This window comes from Sulfurivermis sp., assembly GCF_059410345.1.
Genome location: NZ_JBLJDO010000011.1, coordinates 23392 through 44452, shown reverse-complemented (window position 1 = coordinate 44452; position 21061 = coordinate 23392). Strand labels below are relative to the sequence as shown.

At 62.9% G+C, this 21061-nt stretch carries 21 protein-coding genes and 1 tRNA gene; 14 read left to right on the top strand and 8 right to left on the bottom strand.

What is annotated here, in order from left to right:
* Positions 1-19: 19 nt before the first annotated feature.
* Positions 20-2734: an SPOR domain-containing protein gene (locus ACMV8A_RS10015; protein WP_495325639.1), complete on the top strand. Its 2715-nt coding sequence runs from the start codon at positions 20-22 to the stop codon at positions 2732-2734.
* Positions 2735-2838: 104 nt separating this feature from the next.
* Positions 2839-3660 carry an adenosylmethionine decarboxylase gene (gene speD / locus ACMV8A_RS10010; RefSeq protein WP_495325638.1) on the top strand — a complete coding sequence of 274 codons (822 nt, stop codon included), beginning with the start codon at positions 2839-2841 and terminating at the stop codon, positions 3658-3660.
* A gap of 33 nt (positions 3661-3693) precedes the next feature.
* On the opposite strand, the gene coq7 is transcribed toward speD, so the two are convergent.
* Positions 3694-4332, bottom strand: a complete 639-nt coding sequence (gene coq7 / locus ACMV8A_RS10005) for a 2-polyprenyl-3-methyl-6-methoxy-1,4-benzoquinone monooxygenase (protein WP_495325637.1) — start codon at positions 4330-4332, stop codon at positions 3694-3696.
* A gap of 100 nt (positions 4333-4432) precedes the next feature.
* On the bottom strand, positions 4433-5656 hold the full coding sequence (locus ACMV8A_RS10000; RefSeq protein ID WP_495325636.1) for a (Fe-S)-binding protein: 1224 nt from the start codon (positions 5654-5656) through the stop codon (positions 4433-4435).
* Positions 5657-5717: 61 nt separating this feature from the next.
* On the opposite strand from ACMV8A_RS10000, the gene ACMV8A_RS09995 reads away from it, so the two are divergent.
* The 5 genes from ACMV8A_RS09995 (at position 5718) to ACMV8A_RS09975 (ending at position 8205) form a co-directional block, all read left to right on the top strand.
* Positions 5718-6023 (top strand): (2Fe-2S) ferredoxin domain-containing protein, encoded by a 306-nt coding sequence (locus ACMV8A_RS09995; protein WP_495325635.1) that lies wholly within the window; start codon positions 5718-5720, stop codon positions 6021-6023.
* An 83-nt stretch (positions 6024-6106) separates the two neighbouring features.
* Entirely contained in the window at positions 6107-6790 is a 684-nt protein-coding gene (locus tag ACMV8A_RS09990; RefSeq protein WP_495325634.1) for an alpha/beta hydrolase, read from the top strand.
* Positions 6791-7160: 370 nt separating this feature from the next.
* Entirely contained in the window at positions 7161-7598 is a 438-nt protein-coding gene (gene rplM / locus ACMV8A_RS09985) for a 50S ribosomal protein L13 (protein ID WP_495325633.1), read from the top strand.
* A 19-nt stretch (positions 7599-7617) separates the two neighbouring features.
* Complete coding sequence (rpsI, locus tag ACMV8A_RS09980) at positions 7618-8013, top strand: 30S ribosomal protein S9 (protein ID WP_495325632.1); 396 nt, start codon at positions 7618-7620, stop codon at positions 8011-8013.
* A 116-nt stretch (positions 8014-8129) separates the two neighbouring features.
* A tRNA-Gln gene (locus ACMV8A_RS09975) sits at positions 8130-8205 on the top strand.
* Positions 8206-8351: 146 nt separating this feature from the next.
* Here the strand turns inward: ACMV8A_RS09975 and ACMV8A_RS09970 are convergent.
* From ACMV8A_RS09970 to ACMV8A_RS09955, 4 genes are read right to left on the bottom strand one after another with little or no spacing between them, the layout of a single operon-like run.
* Positions 8352-9614, bottom strand: coding sequence for a hypothetical protein (locus ACMV8A_RS09970; protein ID WP_495325631.1), 1263 nt, complete (start codon positions 9612-9614; stop codon positions 8352-8354).
* Between the two features lie 36 nt (positions 9615-9650).
* Positions 9651-10385, bottom strand: coding sequence for an outer membrane lipoprotein-sorting protein (locus ACMV8A_RS09965; protein WP_495325630.1), 735 nt, complete (start codon positions 10383-10385; stop codon positions 9651-9653).
* A 10-nt stretch (positions 10386-10395) separates the two neighbouring features.
* The gene (locus ACMV8A_RS09960; protein WP_495325629.1) at positions 10396-11643 is read right to left on the bottom strand and encodes an ABC transporter permease; all 1248 of its coding nucleotides are present in this window, start codon (positions 11641-11643) and stop codon (positions 10396-10398) included.
* Complete coding sequence (locus ACMV8A_RS09955; RefSeq protein WP_495325628.1) at positions 11636-12328, bottom strand: ABC transporter ATP-binding protein; 693 nt, start codon at positions 12326-12328, stop codon at positions 11636-11638. Before ACMV8A_RS09955 ends, ACMV8A_RS09960 begins: the two co-directional genes overlap by 8 nt.
* Positions 12329-12442: 114 nt before the next feature.
* Here ACMV8A_RS09955 and ACMV8A_RS09950 point away from each other — a divergent pair, with 114 nt between their 5' ends.
* The 5 genes from ACMV8A_RS09950 to dtd all read left to right on the top strand — a co-directional run bounded on the left by ACMV8A_RS09950 (position 12443) and on the right by dtd (position 17566).
* Positions 12443-13477 (top strand): VIT1/CCC1 transporter family protein, encoded by a 1035-nt coding sequence (locus ACMV8A_RS09950; protein WP_495325627.1) that lies wholly within the window; start codon positions 12443-12445, stop codon positions 13475-13477.
* A gap of 171 nt (positions 13478-13648) precedes the next feature.
* Positions 13649-13819: a hypothetical protein gene (locus ACMV8A_RS09945; protein ID WP_495325626.1), complete on the top strand. Its 171-nt coding sequence runs from the start codon at positions 13649-13651 to the stop codon at positions 13817-13819.
* Positions 13820-13887: 68 nt separating this feature from the next.
* Positions 13888-15768: a translational GTPase TypA gene (gene typA, locus ACMV8A_RS09940; RefSeq protein WP_495325625.1), complete on the top strand. Its 1881-nt coding sequence runs from the start codon at positions 13888-13890 to the stop codon at positions 15766-15768.
* 401 nt (positions 15769-16169) lie between these two features.
* Positions 16170-17120 carry a prolyl aminopeptidase gene (pip, locus tag ACMV8A_RS09935; RefSeq protein ID WP_495325624.1) on the top strand — a complete coding sequence of 317 codons (951 nt, stop codon included), beginning with the start codon at positions 16170-16172 and terminating at the stop codon, positions 17118-17120.
* Entirely contained in the window at positions 17117-17566 is a 450-nt protein-coding gene (dtd, locus tag ACMV8A_RS09930) for a D-aminoacyl-tRNA deacylase (protein ID WP_495325623.1), read from the top strand. The genes pip and dtd overlap by 4 nt, the downstream gene beginning before the upstream one ends.
* An 8-nt stretch (positions 17567-17574) precedes the next feature.
* Here dtd and ACMV8A_RS09925 read toward each other — a convergent pair whose 3' ends face one another.
* The gene (locus tag ACMV8A_RS09925; protein WP_495325622.1) at positions 17575-18123 is read right to left on the bottom strand and encodes a response regulator transcription factor; all 549 of its coding nucleotides are present in this window, start codon (positions 18121-18123) and stop codon (positions 17575-17577) included.
* A 306-nt stretch (positions 18124-18429) separates the two neighbouring features.
* Here ACMV8A_RS09925 and ACMV8A_RS09920 point away from each other — a divergent pair, with 306 nt between their 5' ends.
* Both ACMV8A_RS09920 and ACMV8A_RS09915 read left to right on the top strand, forming a co-directional pair.
* Positions 18430-19737: a hypothetical protein gene (locus ACMV8A_RS09920; protein ID WP_495325621.1), complete on the top strand. Its 1308-nt coding sequence runs from the start codon at positions 18430-18432 to the stop codon at positions 19735-19737.
* A 25-nt stretch (positions 19738-19762) separates the two neighbouring features.
* Positions 19763-20419, top strand: a complete 657-nt coding sequence (locus ACMV8A_RS09915) for a c-type cytochrome (RefSeq protein WP_495325620.1) — start codon at positions 19763-19765, stop codon at positions 20417-20419.
* Positions 20420-20517: 98 nt separating this feature from the next.
* Here ACMV8A_RS09915 and ACMV8A_RS09910 read toward each other — a convergent pair whose 3' ends face one another.
* Positions 20518-21012 carry an SHOCT domain-containing protein gene (locus ACMV8A_RS09910; RefSeq protein WP_495325619.1) on the bottom strand — a complete coding sequence of 165 codons (495 nt, stop codon included), beginning with the start codon at positions 21010-21012 and terminating at the stop codon, positions 20518-20520.
* Positions 21013-21061 lie beyond the last annotated feature (49 nt).

The following is a 21061-nucleotide window of genomic DNA, read 5'->3' as shown; positions in this document are numbered from 1 at the left end:
GATGAGGAACGAACGAGCGATGGTGGATAATCTGACGCGGGCGCTGGGCGGCCTTGCGATGTTGCTTTTGCTGTGCGGAACGGTTACCGCCGAGAGCGTCCCCCTCGCGCTGAACCTGTTGTCGTCGGTGACGCCCATCGCCATCGCCGATCATGCACTGCCGGCGGAACTGAACGGCTATCAGCTCTATACCACCGAGTTCGTCAAGGGCAATACCCGTTGGTACCGCCTGCGATTGGGGGTATTCAGCGACAACAAGGCGGCCAAGGCCGCCATGGCGCGGTTGCGTGCGCAATACCCGTCCGCATGGATCGATCGTGCCTCCGTGGGGGAAATCTCCGCTGCCGGATTGCCTGCTGCCGAGGTCAAGGTACCGGAGGCGCAGCGTCCGCCCGAACCCTTCCCGGCTGTCGCCCCGGTGGCCGTAGCGGGCCCTCCTTCCGGGGAGGGCTTGAGCATCAATTTGTTGTCGTCGCTTACGCCCATCGATCTCGCAGGCTACGCGGTGCCGCCGCAACTGGCCGGCTACCGGTACTATGTCACCGAGTTCGACAAGGACGGTCGCCGCTGGTATCGCCTGCGGCTGGGGCTGTTTGCCAACCGCAGCGAAGCGGCCGCCGCACTGGCGCAGTTGCGTGCCGACTACCCTTCCGCCTGGATCGACGGTACTGCAGCAGCGGGTGAGGCTCCTGAAGTTGTGCGTACGGCCCGCCCGCTGCCTGCTCCGGTGGAGGCGCCGGCGATCAAGTCACTTACCCTCGACGCTACTCGCAGCAAGCCGGTGCAGAAACTGGCCTCCCGTAGCGACACGCGCAGTGACGGCATCGATCCGGAACAGCGTTACGTCATCAACCTGATGGCGAGTACCAAACCGCTGAACCCATCCGATGCCGAGGCTTTGGTGGCGGCGCTCCCCGGATTGCGTCTCTACGCGACGGAAAGTGAGCGGCGTGGTGATCGCTGGTATTTTCTGCGTGCTGGCTTCTTCGCCAGCCGCGGTGACGCCGAGGCCCTGCTGCCCCAGGTGCAGCAAACCTATCCCGACGCACGCGTCATGAAGATCACTCGCTACGAACTCGCCCAGGCCACCGGCGGTGAATCGGTAACAGCGGTGGACAAGCTGCCGGCCGCGCGCAGCGGCAGCCGTTCGGCCGTGCTCGAGTCGGCACGCCTGGCCCTGATTCAAGGAAATTACGATCAGGCGGTGCTGCTCTATCAGCAGGCCATCGACGAGGGCGATGCCGATACGGCGCGTGAGGCGCAGGAGTTGCTGGGTGTGGCGCAGGAGCGGCGCGGCGACATGGCGGCGGCGCACAAGGAGTACGAACGTTTTCTGGGCCTCTATCCCGAGGGGGAGGATGCCGAGCGGGTGCGCCAGCGGCTGGTTGCCCTGGAGACGGCCCATGCCGAGCTGAAGGCGGGCCTGCGCACGGCAAAAAAGCGTTCCGCGCCGTCCCAGTACATGCTGTATGGCAGCTTCTCTGCCATTTACCGTCAAGATACCGATGTCACCGATGCCGAGGGCGCGGAACTGTCGCGTTCCGCCCTGACCTCCTACTTCGACGTCACGGGGCGCGTTCGCAGCGGCGATTATGATACCCGCCTGCGCTTTACCGGCAGCCACCGCAAGGATTTCATGGACAACGGGCCGGGTGATGAAAATCGCCTGAGCACCTTCTATCTGGATGTCCTCAACAAAGAGCAGGACTGGTCCGTGCGTTTCGGGCGCCAGAGTAGCAGCAGCGGCGGCGTGTTGGGGCGGTTCGATGGCGTATTCGCCGGTATGCGCCTCACGCCGCAACTGAAGCTCAATGCGGTGGCTGGCTATCCGGTGCAGACCAGCGCCGACACCGCTGTCAATGATCGGGCAAACTTTGTCGGCGTGAGTGCCGACATCAGCGGGCTGGCGGAAAGTTGGGATTTCCAGTTGTACGGCATCCAGCAGCGCGCCGATGGGTATCTCGATCGCAATGCGGTGGGTGGCGAGGCACGCTACTTCCAGCCGGATCGCTCCTTCTTCGGTCTGGTCGATTACGATGCCCATTACAAGAAGCTCAATACCATGATGCTGCTCGGCACCTGGTCGGTGACCGAGGCCACCAGCCTGAACCTGCTCTATGACCGTCGCATGAGTCCCACCCTCAGCACCAGCAACGCGTTGCAGGGGCAGGCGGTGTCCACGCTCGATGCCCTGGCGCAGATCTATACCACCGAACAGATCGAGCAGTTGGCGCTGGATCGCACCGCGGAAAGCCAGACCATCATGGCCGGTGTGGCCCACACCTTGAGCGAGCGCTACCAGATCACCGCCGACATCACTACCACGGAGGTGGGGGCCACGCCGGAGTCGGGCGGGGTGATGGCCACGCCGTCCAGTGGCGGCGAGTACTATGTCTCCGCGCAGCTCATCGGCCGCAACCTGATTTGGCAGGAAGACATCACCATCCTCGGCCTGCGTCTGGGGCAAGGCCAGACCGTCGACACTGCGGCCATGTTCGTGAACAGCCGTGTCAATACGGGCCACTGGCAATTCAATCCCCGTATCCAGCTGGAATACCGCGACGACAAATCCAACGATTTCAACTATTGGATGCTCAAGCCATCACTGGTGACCAACTATCGCCGCTGGCAGCAGCACTCCCTCGAGGGCGAGGTGGGAGCGGCGCTGACCTCGCGCAAAGAGGTGCCGCAGAACTACTACTTCAGCCTGGGGTATCGCTGGGATTTCAACTGACAGCGGTTTGTCCTCGCCGCAGAATCTGGGATAATGCACCGTTTCGACCAGTCGTCAGGCCGGTCGGAGGCTATCTGAACATCTGGCCTGCGGAGGTGCATGAATTGCCTGACTCACTCGGAACCAAGCTCAAGCTGCACGGGTTCAACAACCTGACCAAGACGCTGAGCTTCAATATCTACGATATCTGCTACACGCAGACCGATGCCCAGCAGCGCGAGTACATCGAGTACATCGATGAGGAATACAATGCCGAACGGCTGACCAACATCCTCACCGATGTGGCGGACATCATCGGCGCCAACATCCTCAATATTGCCCACCAGGACTACGATCCGCAGGGCGCCAGCGTCACCATGCTGATTTCCGAGGAGCCGGTGCTGTCGCAGGACCTGTCCAATACCGAGTCGCCGGGGCCATTGCTGCCGGACGCCGTGGTGGCGCACCTGGACAAGAGCCACATCACCGTACACACCTATCCGGAGAGCCATCCAGACAACGGCATCAGCACCTTCCGCGCCGATATCGATGTCTCCACCTGCGGCCGCATTTCGCCACTCAAGGCCTTGAATTACCTGATCCACAGCTTCGAATCCGATATCGTCACCATGGACTATCGTGTGCGTGGCTTCACCCGCGATGTGAAGGGGCGCAAGTATTTCATCGACCACAAGATCAACTCGATCCAGAACTATATCGCCCGCGATACCCTGGACCGCTACCAGATGATCGATGTCAACGTCTATCAGGAAAACATCTTCCACACCAAGATGATGCTCAAGGAGTTCGATCTGGATAACTATCTGTTCGGCATCCAGGCACGCGACCTCGATCCGGCGGATTCGCGTACCATCCGGCGGCGCCTGCAGCGGGAGATGCTGGAGATTTTCTACGGCAGGAACCTGAAGAAGATTCCGAAGAAATGATGTGTAGGGCGGCCGGCTTCAGCCGGTCAGGCCTTAAATCCAGTACGCCGTCCGCGTCATCACCTTCGATACCAGGCCCATCAGCGTTTTAACCGGCGCTGGCAGGGGAGCGCCGCCGGCGTGCAGGGCGAGGGTGGCATGGTGTGCCTCGTCCGTCTTCATCTGTTCGAGGATCGCCCGGCTTTTCTGATCGTGTTCCGGCAGCTGCGCCAGGTGTTCGTCCAGATGCTTCACCACCTGATGCTCGGTCTCCACCACGAAGCCCAGGCTCCACTTGTCACCGGCGGCGCCGGCGATGGCGCCGATGGCCAGTGAGCCCACATACCAGACCGGGTTGAGATAGCTGACGTGGGTACCCATTTCCTTGGCACGGCGCTCGCACCATTCCAGATGGTCGTTTTCCTCCAGGGCCGCGCGCTCCATTTTTTCGCGCACCTCCGGCAGCCGGGCGGTGAGCGCCTGTCCCTGATACAGACCCTGCGCCGATACCTCGCCGGCGTGGTTGATTCGCATCAGCCGTCCGGCCAGCATGCGCTCGGACTCGCTCAATTCCGCGTCGGGCAGGTGCTGTGCCGGGTTGGGGCGCTCGGTCAGCACCGGCTGGCCGAAAACGGTGCGCAGGCCGGTGTCGAGATTGAGGAATAGCTTGTCGATGGGGGAGTAGTTGCGCATCGTCGTCAAATCGGTAGGAGCGGCTTCGCCGCGACATTGGTCAGATTGTAGCACCACACAACAAGCGTTTAGACGCAGGTAGGGCTGGATTGAACCCGCCCTACAGCTGCCGTGCCAGCAGTGTCACCGGGTGTACCACCTCCACCTCCAATCCCTCTTCACGCAGCCCCGCCGCGAGATGCATGGCGCAGCCGATGTTGGCGCTCACCAGCCACTGCGGCTGGAGTTCCGCCACGGCCTCCACTTTGTCGGCCCGCAAGACATCTGCCTCGCTGGGGTGGTCAAGCAGGTAACTGCCGGCGGCGCCGCAACAACGCTCGTTATGCGGCAGCTCAATGACCGCCAGCTGTGGGATGCGGCGTAGCAGGGCGTACAACGATTTCTGCCCGCGCAGCACGTTGCGCAGGGTGCAGGACTCATGGACCGCCGCCTTTTGCGCCAGCGGGCGCAACAGCAAATCGTCCGGCCATGCGGCCTCGGCAAGAAAGGCATTGATGTCGACCACGCGCCGGGCAAACGCGCTGGCCTGTACGTCCTCCAATAGCTCGTCGTACTCATGCAGGAGGGCGCCGCAGCCGGTGGTCACGCTGATGATGGCCTCTGCCGCGGCCGGAAAGGCGGCCAGGTTCTGCCGCGCCAGCCGGCGCGCGGTTGCGCCGTCACCCTGCTGTACGTGCAGTGCGCCGCAGCAGCCCTGTTGTGCCGGTACATGCACGGCGTAACCCAGCGCACTCAACAGCCGCCGGGCATCGTGCAACAGCTGACGTTGCAGCAGATCGCCGGTACAGCCTACGAACAGTGCCACCTGGCCGCGCTCTTCACCCTGCGCCGGCGTGAATTCTGGCACGGCCGGGGCGGCGCTCGTCTGCGGCAAACCCTGTATCAGCCGGCCTGCGGCGCTGTGGCCGAACAGAGACAGTTTCTGCGTTACCCGTTGCAGGCCGCTGGCCTGGAACAGGCGCAGCCCGCTGCGCAGCAGGCTGCGCCGTGCCGGTGTGGCGAGCATATCGGCCAAACGGGAGTGTTCATGGCTATATAGATACTCGCGCGTAGTGCGCAGCAGCCGGCCATAGGGCACCAGCGAGGGGCACATGGCCTCGCAGGCGCGGCAGCCCAGGCAACGTTCCAGATGGCCGCGCAGGCCGGCATCGGGCTGCAGTTGCCCGCGCGCCACTGCCAGCATCAGCGCGATGCGTCCGCGCGGCGACTCCGCCTCGTTATGGCTCAGGCCATAGGTGGGACAGTGAGGCAGGCACATACCGCAGAGTACGCAGCGGTCGGCGTCGGCCAGGATTTGGGGCAGCAGGTTCAAAGTGGGGGTCACGGCAAGAAAACAGCACCTCATGGTAGACTACGCGCCATCTCAATAACAGTGGCGGACCGACATGTCCTACTACAAACACCACGTCTTCTTCTGTACCAATCAGCGCGAGAGCAAGGCCTGTTGCCAGGACCATAACGCCCAGGCGCTGCGTGATTACGCCAAGGACAAGGTGAAGGCCCTGGGCCTGGCCGGGCCTGGCGGCGTGCGTGTCAACAGCGCCGGCTGCCTCGACCGTTGCGCCGAGGGGCCGGTGATCGTCATCTACCCGCAGGAAACCTGGTACACCTATGTCGACCGCGAAGACATCGACGAAATCATCGAGCAGCACCTGCAGCACGGCCGCGTGGTCGAGCGACTGAAGATATAGCGGTTTTACCAAAATACAGAGGAAGGCACGAACCTTCCCGTCAAAACACCACGCGCAGCCTGTCGCTGCGCCTGAGGGAGCCCATGGCAGAACACTATGCGGAGCTGGCCAGCCGACATCTATACGACGGATTAGAGGAAGACTACTGCACCGGTGAGGAACTGCTGATCGATGGCCCCACCGGCACTATCGAGGCGCTGACCTCTTGCCCCGATTGCTATGCCGGGGACCGGCCCATCGCCATCGTCTGTCATCCCCATCCGCTCTACGGCGGCAGCATGAAGAACAAGGTGGTGCACATCCTGAGTCAGACCTTCAATGACATGGGGCTGCTCAGTGTCACCTTTAATTTTCGCGGTGTCGGCCGGAGTGCCGGCCGTTACGGCCAGGGCCTTGGCGAATGCGCCGATCTGGCCGCGGTTGCCGCCTTCTTCCGTGCCCGTCATCCCCAGGCTCCGTTCTGGCTGGCGGGATTCTCCTTCGGCGCCTTTGTCGCCGCGCGCAGTCATGTCGCTGTCGGCGCCGAGCGTCTGTTGCTGGTCGCCCCCCCGGTGACGATGTTTGACTTCCGGGAGGCGCCGCCGGTAACCATCCCCTGGATGGTGGTGCAGGGCGGCCAGGATGAAATCGTCGCCCCACCTGCCGTTTCGGCCTGGGTCAGCGGCCAGGAACACCGCCCCGACTACCGCTGGATGGCCGATGCCGATCACTTCTTCCACGGCCGTCTCAACCGCCTGCGCGATGCGGTGATGGAGGCGTGGGGGTAGGGGCGCCGGCTATCCAAGACGGGGGCCGGTTCAGGCGCCTGGACTCCCCCCGCCAGATTCCCGCGCAATCCGTAGTGTTGACGTGCGTAGAAATATGAGTATATTAGTAATCACTGATTTGCTGTTGCCCCCAATGCGCAGCAAGTCTGTGACTCCTCCACCCTCCTTTGGTGGTTTTATTGGCCCGGCACACCCTGCCGGGCCTTTTTTATTGGCGGCTTGGAAAATCCGCCTCCGGCAGCTAGGATCCTTGTCCGCGTTGCGGACCGGTTTCCCCCATGCCTGTGTTTGTGGGGGTTGTATCCCGGGCGCGTTTTCTATAAGATTCCGCCTCTTTTCGTGACACCCGCTCTTTCTGGAGTGATTTGGGATGATTGGTACAAAGACTTTTAGTGCGAAGCCTGCCGAAGTGAAGCGCGACTGGTATGTCGTCGACGCTGCCGGCAAGACCCTCGGCCGCCTCGCCTCGGAAATCGCCTCGCGCCTGCGTGGCAAGCACAAGGCTGAGTTCACGCCGCATGTGGATACCGGCGACTACATCATTGTGGTCAACGCCGAGAAGGTGCACGTCTCCGGCCGCAAGGCGACCGACAAGATGTACTACCACCACACCGGCTTCCCCGGCGGTATCAAGGGCATCAGCTTCGACAAGCTGATCGACAAGGCCCCGCAGCGCGTGCTGGAAATCGCCGTCAAGGGCATGCTGCCGAAGAACTCCCTTGGCCGCGCCATGTTCAGCAAGCTGAAGGTTTATGCCGGCCCTGAGCACGCCCACGCCGCCCAGCAGCCGAAGCCGCTGGATATCTGAGTTTTTCAGGACAAGCACCATGGCACAGACCCAAGCTATCAATACCACCGGCCGCCGCAAGACCTCGTCTGCCCGTGCCTTCCTGGCCCCCGGCAAGGGCGCCATCACCGTCAACGGTCGTGACCTCGACGCCTACTTTGGCCGTGTCACCGCCCGTATGGTCGTGCGTCAGCCGCTGGAAGCCGTTGAGCTGACCGACAAGTTCGACATCAAAGTCACCGTCATCGGCGGTGGCACCACCGGCCAGGCCGGCGCCATCCGTCACGCCATCGCCCGTGCGCTGGTGGCCTACGATGAAGGCCTGCGCGGTACGCTGCGCCGTGGCAGCTTCCTGACCCGCGATGCCCGTGAAGTCGAGCGCAAGAAGGTCGGTTTGCACAAGGCGCGTAAGCGTCCGCAGTACTCGAAGCGTTAATTACACACGTTTCAAGTCGCAAGTTTCAGGAAGGCATGGATGCCTTCGCGACACCGGTCGCATGGAAGCGGAGTGCGCCGTGCCCGCGTGTTTGTCACTTGCGAAGATCGGTTTCTTGGGGCGTAGCTCAACTGGCAGAGCGACGGACTCTGACTCCGTAGGTTCTAGGTTCGACCCCTAGCGCCCCAGCCAATAAAATAATGGGTCACGGCCTGACGCCGTGGCCCTTTTTTGTCCGTCGCTGGACTGTAAGGACGGCGACGTCCCTATCCCTCCTTGCGTAACCAACAGTGTTCCGTCCGAGTGATCATCAGCGCGGTCGCCGTGTGGCCGGCATCCTAAAAGCTGTAGCGCAGGCGTAGTTCCAACCGACTGTCGTTGGGCTTGGCACCGAATTCGCTCAGGCGGCTGCCGCCGAGGAGGGTGGCGCGCAGGCGCAGCTCCAGATTGGTGAGACCGGTGTAGAGCAGTTCCGGCGTCAGCGACCAGCTGCCGTCGTTTATGTTGCGGATGGCGGTGAAGGCGGGGGTGAAATAGAGGATGTCGAACGGGTCCTTTTGCGCCACACGCAGGTAGACATAGTCCTGCATGGCGCTGGGGCGGGTGTAGCCGGCCTGACCGATGCTGCGCAGTGGCGGCAGCATCGCGGGCGGTGCGCTGTCCACCTGCGCGAGGTAGGTCTCCATTTCGCCGCGGGTATAACCGCGATCATCATGGTAGTACTCGAGGAGCCAGGTGGTCTCGCGTTTGGTGAGATAACGCAGGCCAAGCAGCCAGCTGTGGGCCGCATAGGTGCGTGTGGCAAGGCCACCGGCGCCGAGTACCCGTTGCTCGTGCTCACCGCTGTAGGCGTACTCGCCGTGGATTTCGAAGTGGGGCGCCAGGTTGGTGGAGAAGTCGAGTCCGATGCGGCCCGGCCGGCTGCCATTGCTGAGCCACAACAGGTCGATGTCGATGTCGCGATAGAGCAGATACAGTTTGGCGGCGGCATTGAGTCCGGTCGTAGCGCCGAAGTCATTGTTGACCGAGTCCGTGACCGGCAGCAATACCGGTGTAAAGGCGATGGTGTGCAGGTCGCCGCCGCGGATATGAATGAAGTCGGCAGCGGCAATGATGAAGCCTTCGCGCGACAGTTCCGGGTCATTGGGATCCTTGGGGCGTTCGATGAAACCGACTGGGTTCCAGGCGTAGCCCTTGCCCCATTTCATCGCCCGTTTGCCTACCTCCATCGTCGTGGCCGCATCGGCCTGGTGGCTCAGGTACAGCTCGTAGAAGCGGCCCGAGGCGCTGTCGCCCTGATAGTCGTGTTGGGTCTGGCCATGCCAGGTGCTGAACAGGCGCGAATCGCCGTTGCGATAGCTGCCGGTCAGCTCCAGTGCTGTGCTGCTGCGGTCAAGCGTATCGCGCGCGCTGTCGGCGAAGTTGAGGCGGTACAGTGGGTTGTCCTGGGCCAAGTGTTGGTGTTCGTGCTTCAGTTCCACATAGCCGTGGAGTTCGAACGGGTTGGGGGCGGCATAAGCGGACAGATCAAAGCTGAAGTCGCTGGCGGCGTGGGCAAGGAGGGGGCCGCAAAGGAGAAGAAGACGGACGAGACGCTTCATGATGAACAAAATGTTTTGTGATTCCAATTTTCGCGCTTACTTCCCCCGCAAATCGTCCACACGGCCCATGTAGTTGAGGCTGAATACCTCGTCGGGCAGATCGCGCGCCTTGATGTTGGCGTAGATCATCACCGACTTGTGGTTTTTGTACAGCGGGCTGTCGGTTTCCAGTACCGAGGGGCGCACCAGGCCGCCGCCGAAGTCCTTGACCTCGCTGTAACGCAGGGTCTTGATTAGCATGCCGCTGGCGGCATAGGCCTCGATGGTCAGCGGCACCTTGTGTTTTCTGTCCACCTGCATCACCAGGCGGTCATAGGCCACGCTGGAGTTCTTGGCCTTCAGCTTCAGGGTGTAACCGTCGGCCGTCTCATCCACGTGCTCCGCATCATACTCCGCCGCGTAGTCCACGCGCAGGATGTCGGCGTTGTTGAACACGCCGCCGATCACAGACTGTAGCGAGGTGATGCGCAGCGGTTTGCCGACGTTGGGAATGTACAGCCACATGTTGTCGCCCAGGCGTAGGGTGCTGCGGCCCTTTTCGCTGGGTGGGTCGAGGAACAGGGCCAGCACCTTGTCGCCGCCCTTCTTCACACTGTACAGCACGAATTCCTTGCGCCGGCCGTCGGGCTCGATGTTGATGAGCTTGCGGTACATCTCGTAGCTCTCCGGCTGCAGGTTGCGATCCACCTGGCGCAATAACTCATTGGCGTCGATGGCATGTACCAGCGGCGCGAGGGCGAGCAACACAAGGGTGAGAGCAACGTGCCTCATGGAGGGTCCTCTATACGGAACGCAAGGCGGTGATCGGGTCCATGCGCGCGGCCTTCCAGGCCGGTTGCAGGCTGGCGAGCACGGCGATGAGGGTGACCAGTACGCCGATGAACAGTACATCGCCGGCGGCGAGGCTCGGCACCAGTTGCAGGTTGTCCTGGCGACCGAAAGAGAAATGCACCGGGTAGAGGCGCAGCAGCGCGACGGCCCCGAAGCTGATCAGCGTGCCGATGATGGTGCCGGCCAGGCCGAGCAGCAGACCCTCGGCAACGAACAGGCCGAGGATGCGTCGCGGCGGGGTGCCGATGGCGGCCAGGGTGCCAATCTCGCGCATGCGCTCGTACACCGCCATGATCATCACGTTGAGGATGCTGATCAGCACAATGGCCACCAGCATCACCTTGATGAACAGGGTCAGCAGATCGATCATATTGGCGATGGCGGTAAATGGCGTCAGCTTTTTCCAATCGTGGATCTCCAGTGCGGGCTGGCCCTGCTGGTTTTTCATCTCCCCCAAGGTGCCATGCAACACTTGCATGACCTGCGGCAGTTGCGCCGGGTCGTGCAGACGCACCGCGATCTCGCTCAGCGAGGCGTCCTCCAGCCGCAGCAGGCTGCGTGCGTCGTCGATGTGCAGGTAGGCATCGCGTCCGCCTGGGCCGGTGGCGCTCTCCAGCACGCCTTGCACCACGAAGGTCTGGCCGTTGACCGAGCCGTCCTGGTTGGTGGCCACCAGCACCACGGTGTCGCCTACCTTTACCTTCATGCCCTTGGCGATGATGTCGGGGATCAGCAGCTTGCCCTGCTCCACCAGACCGCCGGCGGCGCTGCCGTCAATGAGGCGTCCCGGCAACAGCGGGCAGGTGGCGGCCTCGCGCACCGGATCGACGCCGTTGAGACGGATGCCGGTGGTCTCGGTGAAATTGCTGAACATGGCGCTGAACTTGAGGCGCGGTGAACTCGCCGCCACCTGCGGCATCTGTTGCAGTTGTTCCTCGATTTTCTTTACCGCGCCGGGTTTCATCAGCAGGTTGAGCGGCAGATTGTCGATGGAGGCGACGTAGCCCTTGCGGTGAACCTGCAGGTGGCCGAGCATGGAGTCGGTGATCTGGCCGATCATCATCGCCTTGAACGAGCCGGACAGGGCGATGAACATCAACACCGCGACGATGCCCAGGGTGATCAGGCTGGCGGTGAGGGTGGTGCGGCGGTGGTAGCGCAGCAGGTTGCGGGTGGCGAGTTTCACTACGTTAACCATGATGCGCCCCTCCCAGCTGGATGTGGCCGTCTTCCAGGGTGTAGATCACCTCGGCGGCCTCCATGATCTTCGGGTCGTGGGTGGAGAACAGGAAGGTAGTGCCGAACTCATCGCGCATCTTCTTCATCAGCTCGATGACGCGGTAGGCGGTGGCGTGATCCAGGTTGGCGGTAGGCTCATCGGCCAGAACCAGTTTGGCGCGGGTGACCAGGGCGCGCGCCACGGCAACGCGCTGCTTTTGGCCGCCGGACAACTGATCCGGCCGTTTGTGCGCCTGGTCGCTCATGCCCACCGCTTCCAGCAGTTCCATCACGCGGGCACGGCGCTGTGCAGTGGGCCAGTTTTGCACCATCACCAGCGGATACTCCACGTTTTCATACACCGAGAGTACCGGCACCAGGTTGAAGTCCTGGAATACAAAACCGATGTGGTTGCCGCGAAAAGTCGCCGCGCTGTGGCGGTCCAGTGTGGCGACATCGGTATCGAGCACGGTAAGTTTTCCGCCGCTGGGCCGGTCCAGGCAACCGATCATATTGAGCAGGGTGCTCTTGCCGCTGCCCGAGGGGCCGACGAAGGAAACGAAGGAGGCCGGCTCGATGGTGAAATCGGCGTCGCGGATGGCGGGTATGGTGATCTCGCCGAGGCGATAGCTCTTTTCCAGGCCGGCGGCGTGGACCAGACTCATAATGTACTCCTGTGCATACGGCTGTTACGGCGGAGTGATGCGCACTATTGTGGCACACTCGATGTGGCGTGCGGCATGTGCCGCCAAGACCGGACATTTCGCAGGAATTATCGGATGACGACACGCGACAGTTGGCATGAAGAGATGCAGTCGGCCTGGCTGTACCGGGTGCTGGCCGAGGTGGAGCGTGATGGTCACAAGCGCGCACTGTTCACCGCCTTGGCCACTGCGGCCGAGGCGCAGGCGCGTATCTGGCAGCGGCAGATGGTGGTCGATGGTGAAACGGTGCCATCGGGTTTTGCGCCATCGCGCCGCGCCCGGGTGGTGGCGACCTTGCTGCGCCGGCTCGGGCCGCGCGCCATCAAGCCGGTGTTGGCGGCGATGAAGGTGCGCGGTATCTCGGTCTATGGCGGTGCGCTGCCCGGTCATCCCATGCCGACCTCGGTGGAGCAGGTGGGTGGGCGCCACCGCGGTGTGGGCAGCGGCGGCAACTTGCGTGCCGCGGTGTTCGGCGTCAACGACGGCCTGGTGTCCAACACCGCGCTGATCATGGGCGTGGCCGGCGCCACCGCCGACACCGCCTTCATCCTCACCTCCGGTGTGGCCGGCCTGCTGGCCGGTGCCCTGTCCATGGCGGCGGGCGAATACGTCTCCATGCGCTCCCAGCGCGAGATGTTCGAGTATCAGATCGGGCTGGAGCGGGAGGAACTGGCAGAGTATCCGGCGGAGGAGACCGAGGAGTTGGCGCTCATCTATCACGCGCGCGGGGTACCGCTGGAGCGGGCGCGCGAGCTGGCCGCGGCGCTGATGCAGCAGCCGGAGCACGCCCTCGACACCCTGGCGCGGGAGGAACTGGGCCTCAACCCCGACGACCTCGGCTCCCCCTGGGGCGCCGCCGCCTCGTCCTTCGCCGCCTTCACTGGCGGCGCCGTGCTGCCCCTGCTGCCCTTTCTGCTGCCGCTGGGGGTGCCTCCTGTGCCCGCCGCGGCGGGCCTGGCCGTGCTGGGCCTGTTTGCCGTTGGCGCGGCCCTCAGCCTGTTCACCGGCCGCAGTGCCCTGCGTTCCGGCCTGCGCATGGTGCTCATCGGCGGTGGCGCCGGGGTGGTGACCTACCTCATCGGCATGCTGCTGGGCGTCAGTCTGGCCTAAGGACGCGCTGAATTTAAGTTCAGAGCTCCCGCGGCACAGGGGCGGCTAGGGGCGTCCCGACCTCTCGCCACATAAGTCCAGGAATGGACATTCATACTTTCCCAACGTGCAACCAAGAGTCCCTGCTGTTGTCTCATGCCCGTCCCCCCCACAGATTCTGGAGATAACACCATGGCGAAGAAACCCGCACCGCCGGTACCGCTGGGGCGCTGGCGCAATGCCCTGCATGACCACCCCCTGTTGAAAAAGGGCGCCGCCCACGGCAAGAGCCGCAAGGCGGAGCGCCGCGGCGACAAGGTGAAACAGCGGCGTGAGTGGGATTACCCGAGCCTGGCGGCCTGACGGCTCCGGTAATCCCATTCCCTTCGTTCTTCCCGCCGAACTGGTGAGCAACCCCCATCTGGGGTAGAATGCGCGGCTATTTTCCTCAGGCAGTCCCCTACAGCACCTACCCCGGTAACGCCCTCGTGATTGAAAAGCTTCGCAATATCGCCATCATCGCCCACGTCGACCATGGCAAGACCACCCTCGTCGACAAGCTGCTGCAGCAGTCCGGCACCCTGGACGCGCGCGCCAATCTGGGCGAGCGGGTGATGGACTCCAATGACCTGGAAAAAGAGCGCGGCATCACCATCCTGGCGAAGAACACGGCCATCGACTGGAATGGTTACCACATCAACATCGTCGACACCCCGGGCCACGCCGACTTCGGCGGCGAGGTGGAGCGTGTGTTGTCCATGGTGGACTCGGTGCTGCTGCTGGTGGATGCGATGGACGGCCCCATGCCGCAGACCCGTTTCGTGACGCAGAAGGCCTTTGCCCGCGGCCTCAAGCCCATCGTCGTCATCAACAAGGTCGATCGCCCCGGCGCGCGTCCGGACTGGGTGTTGGATCAAACCTTCGACCTGTTCGACCGTCTCGGTGCCACCGACGAGCAGTTGGACTTCCCGGTGGTCTACGCCTCCGGTCTGAACGGTTATGCCGGTCTCGACGCCAGCGTGCGCAGCGGTGACATGACTCCGCTGTTCGACGCCATCATCAAGCACGTCACGCCGCCGCAGGTGGACGTGGATGGCCCGTTCCAGATGCAGGTGTCCCAGCTCGACTACAACAGCTATGTCGGCGTCATCGGCATCGGTCGCATTCAGCGCGGCACCGTCAAACCCAACACCCAGATCACCCTGGTTGACCGCGAAGGCAACAAGCGCAACGGCCGCATGCTGCAGATCCTCGGCTTCCACGGTCTGGAGCGCGTGGAGGTGCCGCAGGCCCAGGCCGGCGACATCATCGCCTTTACCGGTCTCGAGGAGCTGAATATCTCCGATACGCTGTGCGATCCCAAGGCCGTGGAGGCGTTGCCGCCGCTGACCGTGGACGAGCCGACGGTCAGCATGACCTTCCAGGTGAACAACTCGCCCTTCGCCGGCAAGGAAGGCAAGTTCGTCACCAGCCGCCAGATCCGTGATCGCCTGCAGCGCGAGCTGGTGCACAACGTGGCGCTGCGTGTGGCTGATACCAACGACCCAGACAAGTTCCGGGTCTCCGGCCGCGGCGAACTGCACCTCGGCATCCTGATCGAGAACATGCGCCGCGAGGGCTATGAGCTGGGCGTGTCGCGCCCCGAGGTCATCGTGCGCGAGGTGAACGGCGAGAAGCAGGAGCCCTACGAGCAGCTCACCGTCGACGTGGAAGAAATCCACCAAGGCGCCGTGATGCAGAAGCTGGGCGAGCGCGGTGGGGACCTGAAGAATATGATGCCCGACGGCAAGGGCCGCGTGCGCCTTGATTATACCATTCCCTCGCGCGGCCTGATCGGCTTCCGCACCGAATTCCTCACCGCCACCCAGGGCTCCGGCCTGATTTACAGTGTGTTCGATCACTACGGCCCAGTGAAGAAGGGCGACTACGGTCAGCGCATCAATGGCGTGCTGATCGCCAATGGTGCCGGTAAGGCTCTGGCCTATGCCCTGTTCACCTTGCAGGAGCGCGGCCGCCTGTTCATCGGCCACGGTGAAGAGGTCTACGAGGGCATGATCATCGGTATCCACTCGCGTGACAACGATCTGGTGGTGAACCCGCTCAAGGGCAAGCAGCTCACCAACATCCGCGCCGCCGGTTCCGACGAAAACATCCTGCTCACCACGCCGATCCGCATGTCGCTGGAGCAGGCGCTGGAGTTCATCGACGACGACGAGCTGGTGGAGGTGACCCCCAAGTCCATCCGCCTGCGCAAGAAGCTGCTGGGCGAGAACGAACGCAAGCGCGCCGGTCGCGCCAGCGCCGAGGGCTGACAGCGCCACACACTGCCCGGGGACGGCGACAGGGGTTGGCCTCGGGGCGGTGGGCAGGTTTTGGCAGCAAAAGAAAAACGGCAGGCGAAAAAAAACCCCGGCAGAGCCGGGGTTTAGTGTCCTTGATTCATCCGTGTCCGGAGGGCGATGTTCGCGACCGTCCTGGTCTCATTCGTTTCCGGAAGCCTGTCATCCCGTCAGGCGGCGATAATCCTTATCTAGCGTCCTTGCGAAGACCTCGCCTCCCTGCGAAGTCGAGGCTATATTGCCAAAAGTCGCGTTGGGCGTAAGTCATCCGCGCACTACAGTGTGTGTAAGCCTTTTCCTACAAATCAGCCGGGCGGCCGCTTTGTCACCGGAGGGGTTAGAATGATTCCTTCCTCTATCACGCGGTAGTCGCCATGCATATTCTCTATCCCGAGCTGCAGCCCTACGTCATCCACAGCCTGACGGTGGAGCCGCCCCATACCCTGTATGTCGAGGAATGCGGCAATCCGGCCGGGTTGCCGGTGCTGTTCGTCCATGGCGGCCCGGGGGCGGGTTGTGAGGACTATCACCGCCGCTTCTTCGACCCGGAGCGCTACCGCATCATCCTGTTCGACCAGCGCGGCTGCGGCCGCTCGACGCCGCATGCCTCCCTGGAGAACAACACCACCCAGGCCCTGGTGGCCGACATGGAGCGTATCCGTGAGCATCTGGGTATCGAGCGCTGGGTGCTGTTCGGTGGCTCCTGGGGTTCGACGCTGAGCCTGGTGTATGGCGAGACCCATCCGGAGCGGGTGCTGGGGCTGATCCTGCGCGGCATCTTCCTGTGCCGGCCCCATGAAATTCACTGGTTCTACCAGGAAGGGGCCAGCCGCCTGTTCCCCGATCTGTGGGAGTCCTATCTGGCACCGATTCCGGAGAACGAGCGCGACGACATGCTCGGTGCCTATTACCGCCGCCTCACCAGCGACAACGAACTGGAGCGCATGGCGGCGGCCAAGGCCTGGTCGCTGTGGGAAGGGCGCACCGCCACCCTGCGTCCCAGCCAGGCGGTGATCGATCACTTCGGCAACCCCTTTACCGCCCTCAGCCTGGCGCGTATCGAGGCCCATTATTTCAAGCACGACAGCTTCCTGCGCCCCAACCAGATCCTGGCGGATGCCCATCGCCTGCACGGCATCCCCGGTGCCATCGTCCATGGCCGCTACGATGTGATCTGTCCGGTCGAAAACGCCTGGGAGCTGCACAAGGCCTGGCCCGAGGCCGAACTCACCATCGTTCCCGACGCCGGCCACTCGGCCAGCGAGCGAGGCACCACCGAGGCCCTGCTGCAGGCTACCGACGCGATGGCGAGACGCTACGCATGATTGGTTTGTTGCAGCGGGTGAGCGAGGCGCGGGTGACGGTGGCCGGTGAGGTGGTCGGTACCATTGGGCGCGGCCTGTTGGTGCTGGTGGGGGTGGAGCGTGGCGACGGCGAGGCGCAGGCGGAACGGTTGCTGGAGCGAATACTTACTTATCGGGTGTTTCCGGACAGCGACGGGAAGATGAATCTTAGCCTGCGCGACACGGGCGGCGGCCTGCTATTGGTGCCGCAATTCACTCTGGCGGCCGATACGCGCAAGGGCACCCGCCCCAGTTTCACCCCGGCCGCCGAGCCGCAACAGGGGTTGCACCTGTTCGACTACCTGTTGCAGCGGGCCTGGGAAGCCCACGTGGACGTGCAGAGCGGCCGTTTCGGTGCCGACATGCAGGTCAGCCTGACCAATGATGGCCCGGTGACCTTCTGGCTGCAGGTAACGCCAACGAAATAACTAGTGAATCAGATCTGGCCGGCACGGAGTTGGTGCTCACTTGCCGCGGGCTGTGCGAGGGGCGTGGCCTCTTCGTCCCCAGGGTGGACTGGCGGCAGCAGGTCTTCCATGAAGAAGGCGGCCAGTTCCGCACGGCCCGCCAGACCGGACTTGCGGTATACCGCCACGGCATGCTGGCGCACGGTACGCTCGCTACGCCCGCAGCGATCCGCAATATCCTTGTGGCTCAAGCCCTTGAGCAGCAGGATGGCGGTACAGCGCTCTGCCTCGGTCAGCGCCCAGCGCTGAAACTCGCAATTTATCGTCTCTCCCAGGCCCAGCAGGTATTTCTCCAGACATTGCTGGGCATCATCCGCCGCCTTGCGGGCCCGGTGCCAGCCGTAACCCAGGTAGAGGGCTGCGCCCAGGCTGGAAGCGATCAACCCCAACTCCACCAACATGTGGGTCAGGGACATGCCATGCGGCCAGTCGAGAATAAAGTCGAGGGTACTGAATGTGGCGATGGAGACGAGAAACAGGGCCAGCACGCTGTGAAAGTGAGCATGGTGAAATAACATGGTGACTCCTCGAACACTGTGTGGGCCTGTCGACCCTTATCATTGGGGTTTCGGTCCATTTTCCGGCGCATCAGAACATCTGCCGGATGGGCCCTACCCTCTCCCAGTCTTATCCGCGCGCCCTTCGGGCCTGACATAGAACACTTGTCGGAGCGTGGCGGTAAATTGATTTATTTCGTGAAGCCTATCACACCATCCTTATAGCATATGTCGGATGGGCTTATGATCCCCCCTGTGTTTTAGTCCCCCCAGGCGCCCGGCTGCGAAGCCGTGGCGTTGTCCTATGAAAACCTAGGGGGAGAAAACATGAATATTAGAATCGCATCATGGAGGGGCGCGGCGGCCGCCCTGGCGCTGGTCACCGGGGGAACGTTCCTGGGCGCCACCACTGCCGAGGCCACACCGGGTTTTGCCCGCCAGACTGGCATGGCCTGCGTGGCTTGCCACTTCCAGCATTATCCGACCTTGAATGCCTTCGGCCGTGCCTTCAAGGCCAGTGGCTACACCATGCGCGGTGCCCAGCCGATGGTGGAGGGGGACGACCTCTCCATGCCGGTGGACCTGAATATGTCGCTGATCACCAAGATCCGCTATCAGAAGAGCAATGGTGACGGCGACACTGCCACCAACCATGGTGAATTGCAGTGGCCGGACGAGGCGGCGTTGCTCATAGGTGGTCGCGTCGGCGAGAACGTCGGCTTCCTGCTGGAGCATGCCACCTTCGGTCAAGCCAATGTCGGTTCCGGTGAGTTGACCTGCGCTGATCCGAGCGATGCAACCACGTGTACCGCGGATACCGGTGACGGCGGCTTCTCCCTGTTCAACTCCTTCAAGGTGCACTTCAATCTGGCCGAACGTGGCGCCACCCGTCTGTCCACCGTGCTGTTCAGCACCGATGCCGGCGGTGCCCCCTACGGCTTCGAGATGCTGAATACCGGCGCGCAGCGCTTCATGCGCCCCATCGAGGATCGCAACACCATGTCTGCCGCACAGTATCTGGGCATGGGCGACGGTGAGGCCACCGGTCTGGCCGTTGTGCTGAGCAATCCGGGCTGGTTCGTCAACTATTCCGCCTGGGCACCGGCCTTCGGCAATATCGAGGCGCCTAAACTGGCCAGCTATCTGCGCGCGGCCATTACCCCCAATCTGGGTGGCTGGGACACCGGTTTCGGTGTGCAGTACTACGGCGGCGAGTACGGCGCACGCGTGGATGGCGAGGGTGTGATGGAGAAGACCGAGGGCTGGGTGGTCGATGCCCAGGCGCAGGGCGAGTGGCGCGGCATGCCCTTGGGTCTGTATGCCTCTTACGGTACGGTACCCTCCAAGGCCAATAATCATTTCAATAGTGCGGCCCGCGACAAGAAGGCCCTGGGCCTGATGGCGGAACTGGGCGTATTGCCGAACAAGGGCAATCTCTATCTGGCCTACCGCAACGCCGATAACGGCAAGGCGAGCAACAGCCAGGACAATGCGCTGACCTTGGGTGCCAGCTGGATGGTGTACCAGAATGTGAAGCTGGAGCTGTTCCACACAGCCAAGAGCGGCAATGCCTATTCGCCCAAGCCGGCGGGTGGTGATGCCATCACCACGTTGATGATCTTTGCCGGCTTCTAAGCGCCACAGCAACGGGAGACTAGTTATGAAGAAGCAATTGATTGCAGTTCTGTCACTCTGCCTGGTGGGCGTCCTGATGAGCACCGCGGCCCGGGCCGAAGTGGTCAAGGCTTACGAAGGTTGGAAGCTGTACAACAGCTACTGCTATCTGTGCCATGGCAGCAATGGCAAGGGTGGCGGACCGCTGGCCAAGCGCCTGAAGCTCAACCCGGCGGATCTGACCTCCGACGAGCGGCTCGGCAAGAAATCCGACCGTGATCTGTTGCTGCTGATCCAGGGCAACTCGCCGCACGGCAAGTTGAAGGACATGCCGCAGTGGGGCCGCGTCCTGCCGGAGCCGCAGATCCAATCCCTGGTGTCCTATCTGCGCTTCCTGCACCGTTCACGCCATCCGCTGGTGGGCAATCCGGAGCAGGGCCGTGAGCTGTATGGCCGCTACTGCGTGGCCTGTCACGGTGCCGACGGCAAGGGCCATGGTGTGATGACCAGCGTACTGCCCATCAAGCCGATTGATCACACCGATGCGTCGAAGATGGACGCCATGGACAACCGGCGCCTGAGCAACATCATTCTGTACGGTGATGCCAAGGAAGACTATATGCCGGCCTGGGAAGGCATCCTGAGCAAGCAGGATGTGGACTCTCTGGTCAGCTACCTGCGCATGCTGTCGCACAGCAAGTGATGTAAGGCAAAAGACGGCCCGCACCGGCGACGGTGCGGGCCTTTTTTGTCCAGGGCTGGATTTATGCCGCGGAGGCGATGGATAGCCGGGAGTGGCGCTTATAGCGTATCCAGAATGCGCTGACGCAGTTGGCGATACTCCTCGTCGCTGATCAATCCCTGCTTGTACACATCATCCAGCTGTCGTAGCCGCTGGCTGGGGGAGTGCACGGGTGCGGCAGGTATGGAGGTGGGTGGTTCGGTCGCCTGGGCCGGTGCGGCGGCAGGGGTCTTGGGGGCGCCGCACTCGAGTTCAGCCTTGATGCCGCGGCTCAATACCTTGCCGCTTACCGTCGTCATGTAATCCGCACAGCCTTCCTTTTTCAGGATAATGCGCCCATACAGGGCCTCCTGTTCCGGCGGGTAGGATGAGGGGAACACGGCCTTGACCGGGACCGCCATGGGGGTGGTTCCCAACGCCTGGCCCATCACCACCACGGTCGCGGCCGGGGTCGACTGGACGGCAATGGTTTCCGGTGTGCCCTGGGTCAGGTTGCTGCTGCAACCTCCGGCGAACAGCAACGATACGAGGGGAATGGCGAGGCGGCGGGACATGGTGTTCTCCTGTGGTCAATGGCGCCGTGGCGGCATGGCAATCGACAGG